Source organism: Acinetobacter gandensis, from assembly GCF_001678755.1.
Classification (GTDB): domain Bacteria; phylum Pseudomonadota; class Gammaproteobacteria; order Pseudomonadales; family Moraxellaceae; genus Acinetobacter; species Acinetobacter gandensis.
In genome coordinates, this window is record NZ_LZDS01000002.1 from 93,084 (window position 1) to 99,811 (window position 6,728).

Consider the following 6,728-nt stretch of genomic DNA (forward strand, 5'->3'; position numbering starts at 1 on the left):
ATGCCAAACATAAATAATGAAATATTCCGTACTTGTTGGCTGTAGAAAATAGATACTGGCCTGGCCTAATTATAGAGATTCATTTTTAGTGATTACTCATTCCGTTCATAGTGCCAAATTTATGCTATTTTTTACAAAAATATGAAATGCCGCTTATTGAGGTGAAAAATTAAAAAAATAATTTATTACAATAGGATATGAGGTTTTTAGAGTGTAAAAAAAGCGTCATTAAACGCAAAAATCGGCATACCGGATTTTACCGAAAGCATCCTTGAAAAGTCGCCTATAAAAATATAAACATAGTCTTATAACTTAGTTTTTTTACTCATTTACTCATTTACTCATTTACTCATTTACTCATTTACTCATTATGGAATTGAGGCAATCAGAGTGAATAAATTATAATTTATTTTAAATGTTGCCTTTGTTGCCCAGGCCCCAAAAAGGAGGCAACAGTCTGGAACTCAGTTATATCAAGTATGTTGCCTGTGTTGCCCTTGTTGCCTCTAAAAAATAGATAATCTGAGAGGGTTTAATAGACTTAAACCAATACAAATGCATGAATCGCAACTAATCGCAGCGTTATCGCAAGCCGTTTGTGATTATAAGGCCCTTCTATAGCAAGGGATACAGGATAAAATCGCAGAATCGCAGCTATTTCAAAGGGAATTGAAAAAATTAAATGAAAACCATAACTATGAATGTAATAGGTCTGGCATTAAAAAATATTTACTTAACAAATGGATGGATTGCGTACCAGAAAATACAAAGATACTAAGAGCAATGAAAAGGCTGTGATAGAGATTAGGATAAATATTAACTAATTGATATTAAAGGTTTTAAAATAGTTTTCATTTTTGACATTTTCTTTGACATTTTCTTTGACATTTTCTTTGACATTTTTATTAGAAAAAATTGACTAAATCTATGATATACAATATTAATATATTGACATTACCTTTGACATTTTTCCTGACAAAATATGCCTGAACATAGTAAAACGTGGATAGATGATACGACTTTAAGAGTAATGACATATAAGTCAGGCTCTTTTACTTTTCAATTAGGTCTAGATCTTAAGCAGATTCAGGCAATGCTTGATCGTGTTAACGATTCACAAAAACGTTTTAATAAGACCCCTAGCCTTCCTTTAATTATTGATCAAGTTCAAGATAAAGTATTGGCTAGTAGTATTTATAGTACGAACACGATTGAAGGTGGACAGTTCACAGAACAAGAAACAGCGAATATCCTAAAACAAGACCCTAAAACTATTCAAAAATCAGAAGAAAGACGACTTACTAATTTAAAAGAATCAATTGAATGGATAAAAAAATTTAGTTCAAAAAAATTACTGCCGGTGAACGGTAAAATTTTTGAACTCTCTACTATGTTTCAATTACATACACTTGTATCTCAGAATCTTGCAGAACAGCACAATCCTGCAGGGCAACTGAGAAATAATCAGCCTACTCAAAAGACTATTGTAGGTAATGATGTACATGGTGGGACATATAGACCACCAAAATGTATCGAAGATATTGAATACCTTATTCAAGCTTGGGCAGAGTGGTTGAATAACCCTGCCATCATTAATCAGCCTTCAATTGTTAGGGCATGCTTGGCTCACTATTACTTTGAATTGATTCATCCGTTTTGGGATGGCAATGGACGTACTGGGCGTCTAATTGAAATGTTTATTCTTGAACAATCCGGTTATAGATTTAGCTCATCTGCTATTTGGAAATATTACCAGACCAATATTCATGAATATTTTGCTCTCTTCAATCAATGTAGAAAACAAGCCGAAAAGAAAGTAGACAACCCTAACCAGCTTTTTGTCGAGTTTGTACTTAATGGGATGTTTGAAACAATTGAATATCTGCATGATGAAAGTAATAGATTGATTAGCTTCTTGCTTTATCAAACAGCATTGAATCAAGCTAAGTTCAGTAAACACATTTCAGATCGTCAATTCAATTTGATTCATAATTTGATGAGAGCGATTGGAGAAAATGACAAGCATTTTTCTAAGGCTGATATATATCGTATGCCCCAAATTCAGGCTTTATATAACGGAAAAGTTGAGAGAACTTTTTATAGAGATATAGATAAGCTGATTACCCTAGAGTTTTTGTCTGAGCAAGATGGATTAATCTTTATAGGTGAGTAATGAAAAGTCTTATATAGCCTCCTACACAGGGGGCTTTCTATTACCTAAAACTCAATATAGTTCTATTTTTTCAATAATTGATTGAAATTTAAAACAAATTAAAGAACCTTTATAAATTATAGTTTTTATATACGGCATTCAGTAGAATCCATTGTATTCAATAAGACATTATTTATGGGTTTGGGGACTTATGTCTGCTTTTTTTGACTTAATTAATACATATAGAACTACAGCAAAATCAGAACGAGAAAAAGGAACTTACTTCGAGCTACTTTGTATTAAGTATTTTGAGAATGAGCCGGCATATGCTGATTTGTTTACCAAAGTTCAACCCTATACTGAATGGGCAAAGGAACAAGGTTTAACAGGTAAAGATACCGGTATTGATTTAGTCGCTACAGACAAAGACGGCGGCTTTTGTGCGATTCAATGCAAACTCTATGATGCCGATCGTAAAGTCTCAAAGTCTGAGATAGACAGTTTCTTATCCGCAGCTTCTAAGACCTATTTTAAAAGTCGCATTATTGTCAGTACTACGAATGAATGGTCACAAAATGCTTTAGACACTTTAGAAAACCAGGACCCACCGGTTACTAAAATTGATCTTGCAACTTTAGCCAACAGTGTAATTGATTGGGCTAAGTTTTTAGAAAAAAAAGAAGTCGTTTTTAAACCTAAGAAGCAATTACGTCCTCATCAAAGTGCAGCACTGACGAATGTCAAAATTGGTCTATATGACCAAAAACTAGATCGTGGCAAGCTCATCATGGCTTGTGGTACTGGTAAGACTTTCACCAGTCTTAAAATTGCAGAAGAGTGTGCTGGAAAAGGTAAGCGAGTCCTATTTCTTGTTCCAAGTTTATCCCTACTCTCTCAAACCCTCACAGAATGGACCCAGGAGTCCACTACGCCACTTCATAGCTATGCGGTATGCTCAGATACTGAAGTGGGTAAGAAGGCAAATAAGAGCGCTATAGATGCCGTAACTACCCTTGCTCATGAATTACAGTACCCTGCGACCACAGATGCAGAAAAGCTTGCTGGAAATGTAGAGAAACATCACGATTCAGAACATATGACTGTGGTGTTTTCGACCTATCACTCAATTAATACGGTGAGTGATGCTCAAAATAACGAAGGGATGGCTGAGTTTGATTTAATTATCTGTGATGAGGCACACCGTACTACGGGCTCCACCCATGACAGCGAAGATGATTCTAACTTTGTTAAAATTCATGATTCTGGTTTTATCTTAGGTAAGAAACGCCTATATATGACGGCGACACCTCGTATCTTTTCAGATGATGTGAAATCTAACGCCAGTGAATTCACATTATTCTCGATGGATGATGAGAAACTTTTTGGTGAAACCCTCTATACCATTAACTTTTCTGAAGCAGTAAAACTTGGCCTGCTGGTTGACTATAAGGTCATTGTTTTAACAGTAGACTCAGATACCATTATTGACAAAATTGGTGCAACGATAACTGAGAATGCCGATATTGTTGTTGATGATGCAGCACGTATTGTTGGGTGTTGGAAGGCATTATCGAAGCAAGGTATTCATGCTGATGTAGAGGAAGATACTGCTCCTATGCAGCGTGCATTAGCATTCTGTCAGGTGATTGAACAATCAGAAAAAGCACGTACTCATCAAGTAAGTTCTAAAAATATTGCCAATATTTTCCAGACTGTTGTTGAAGCTTATCAAACCGCTGAACAGAATGAAGGGAATGAAATTTCACATCATTTGGTTTGTGAAGCACAGCACGTAGATGGCGGTATGGGGGCTTCACAAAAGGAAGAGAAGTTAAATTGGCTGAAAGCAACGCCTGAACCAGTTTTTGATGAAAATGATCAAGCTCGCCCTATTTGCCGTATCTTAAGTAATGTACGTTGCTTATCTGAAGGTGTTGATGTACCTGCTTTGGATTCAGTTTTATTCTTGACTCCACGTAATTCACAAGTTGATGTAGTTCAGTCTGTAGGACGGGTAATGCGTCTGGCACCGAATAAAAAACGTGGCTACGTAATTTTACCTGTAGTGATTCCACCAGGCGTTGATCCAAATAAAGCATTAGATGACAACAAGACTTATAAGGTCGTTTGGCAGGTATTAAATGCCCTACGCTCTCATGATGACCGCTTTGATGCCATGATTAATAAAATGGACTTAACTGGCATTGATAACTCCAAGATGGAAGTGATTGCCATCACCAATAAGGTTGCAGCCAAAGCACAAAAGAAAGCAGCCGGAAAAGGCGGTACAAGTATTGGTACTGCTACTAAGAAAGGTAAGAAAACTGAAGAAGATAATGCTCAACACTCGTTTAGTTTTGAATCGGGTGAAATTGAGCGTGCTATTGTCGCTAAAGTAGTTCAAAAAGTGGGTAATCGTCATCACTGGGAAGATTGGGCCAATGATATTTCCAAAATTGCTCAAACCCATATCAAGCTCATTACCGAAATTTTGCAACGTCCTGAATGCGACAAAGAACGTGCAGTATTTGAAGAGTTCGCAATTGAGATTCGAGATGACTTAAATAATGCTGTATCTGATGCTGAAATTATTGAAATGTTGGCACAGCATTTAATTACCAAACCAGTATTTGATGCCTTATTTGATGAATACAGCTTTGCTAAGCACAACCCGATGGCTGTGGCAATGCAAAAGGTGTTAGATGTACTCGATCAACATCAAATTGATAGTGAAACTCAGGCATTAGAACGTTTCTATGAAAGTGTAAAAATGCGTGCAGCAGGCATTGATAGTGCTGAAGGTAAACAGAAGATTATTGTTGAGTTATATGACAAGTTTTTCCGTAATGCCTTCCCTCGTATGACTGAGCGTTTAGGTATTGTTTACACGCCTGTAGAAGTAGTCGATTTCATTTTGCACAGTGTCAATGATGTACTGAAACAAGAGTTTGGTAAGAGCATTACCGACAAAGGCGTGCATGTAATAGACCCGTTCACGGGGACCGGCACATTTATTACCCGTTTGATTCAGAGCGGTTTAATTCCACAAGATCAGCTCGTTTATAAATATAAAAATGAGCTTCATGCCAATGAGCTGGTATTACTCGCTTACTACATTGCTGCGATTAACATTGAAGCTGTTTATCATAGTTACATTATTGATGATTACACGCCGTTTGAAGGTATTTGTTTAACCGATACCTTCCAGATGTATGAAAAAGAAGACTTGGTAGATCAAGTTCTTGTTGATAATAGTGCACGTCGTAAACGTCAAAAGGCGCTCGATATTCAGGTCATCATTGGCAATCCACCTTATTCTATCGGTCAAAAATCAGAAAATGATGCAAATGCAAATATTGAATATGCTTTTTTAAACTCGAGAATTGCTAGTACTTATGTTGCAAAATCGAATGCAACCTTATCTAAAGGTATGTATGACTCCTATATTTTAGCAATTAGATGGGCAAGTGATCGTATTGCAACTCAAGGTGTGATTGGTTTTGTAACTAATGCAGGCTTTGTAGATGCAAATACAGCAGATGGCTTGCGTAAATGTTTAGCAGAAGAATTTAGCAGTCTGTATATCTTCCATTTACGTGGTAATCAACGTACTTCCGGTGAAAAATCACGTCAAGAAGGTGGGAAAATCTTTGGGAGTGGTAGTCGTGCGCCTATTGCGATTTCAATCTTAGTGAAGAATCCTAATGCCGATCAACAAGGGCAAATCTATTTTCATGATATTGGTGACTACTTGAGTCGTGAAGAAAAGCTCGAGAAGATTAGTGAGTTTAAAAGCTTGCAAGGAATTACGGCGGCTAACGATTGGGTAAAAATCAACCCTGATGAGCATGGTGATTGGCTGAATCAACGTGATGATAGTTTTGAAAAATATTTGCCATTAGGGGTTAAGGATACTGCCAACTCAGCTATATTTCCCATCTATTCACAAGGAATATTAACAAGTCGAGATGCTTGGTGTTTGAACTTTTCTAAAGAGAAATTAAAAAACAATATAAATGTGACAATCGATTTTTATAATACCGAACGTTTACGGTTACAAGCATTGTCGCAATGGTCAGACAAAGATATAAATTATGATTCTTCTAAAATTAGTTGGTCTCGAGCATTTAGAAATGACCTAAGCAAAGGTAGAGCTAAACATTTCAATGAGGAAAGTATGCGTTCAATACTTTATAGACCGTTTACAAAAATGAATGTTTACTTTGACAAGAATCTCAATGAAATGCCTTCTAGAAATTCGTTAATTTTTCCGAATGATATGGTAAGTAATTTAACAATTAATTGCTTAGGGAAAGGCGAATCCAAAGAGTTTAGTATTTGGTGGTGTATCAGAAAGTATGCTGAGTTAATAAAGGAGAGTGACAGCCGAAGCAAGATGATATATTTGAGGTTATGAAGACACAAATACAGATCAATTGCCCCGACTGTCACAGTCCCAGTTTAAAGAAAAACGGCAAAAAAAGCTATGGCAAGCAGAACTATCAATGTAAGGACTGCAAACGCCAGTTTATTGGCGATCATGCCCTAACTTATAACGGCTGTCACTCTAGAATAG

General features: G+C 36.4%; 3 protein-coding genes. All 3 read left to right on the top strand.

Annotation, left to right across the window (positions count from 1 at the left end; all coding sequences use genetic code 11):
* The first annotated feature begins 982 nt into the window (after window positions 1-982).
* The gene (locus A9J31_RS01890) at window positions 983-2,173 is read left to right on the top strand and encodes a Fic family protein (protein WP_067762011.1); all 1,191 of its coding nucleotides are present in this window, start codon (window positions 983-985) and stop codon (window positions 2,171-2,173) included.
* A 190-nt stretch (window positions 2,174-2,363) separates the two neighbouring features.
* Window positions 2,364-6,569 (top strand): DEAD/DEAH box helicase, encoded by a 4,206-nt coding sequence (locus A9J31_RS01895; RefSeq protein WP_081410236.1) that lies wholly within the window; start codon window positions 2,364-2,366, stop codon window positions 6,567-6,569.
* On the top strand, window positions 6,566-6,728 hold a 163-nt coding region (locus tag A9J31_RS15240), incomplete at its 3' end, for an IS1 family transposase (RefSeq protein WP_162270466.1). The genes A9J31_RS01895 and A9J31_RS15240, both read left to right, overlap by 4 nt.

Bases quoted from the DNA above. Each gene is read 5' to 3' on its own strand.
- A9J31_RS01890 (WP_067762011.1), top strand. From the start codon at position 983: ATGCCTGAACATAGTAAAACGTGGATAGATGATACGACTTTAAGAGTA.
- A9J31_RS01895 (WP_081410236.1), top strand. From the start codon at position 2,364: ATGTCTGCTTTTTTTGACTTAATTAATACATATAGAACTACAGCAAAA.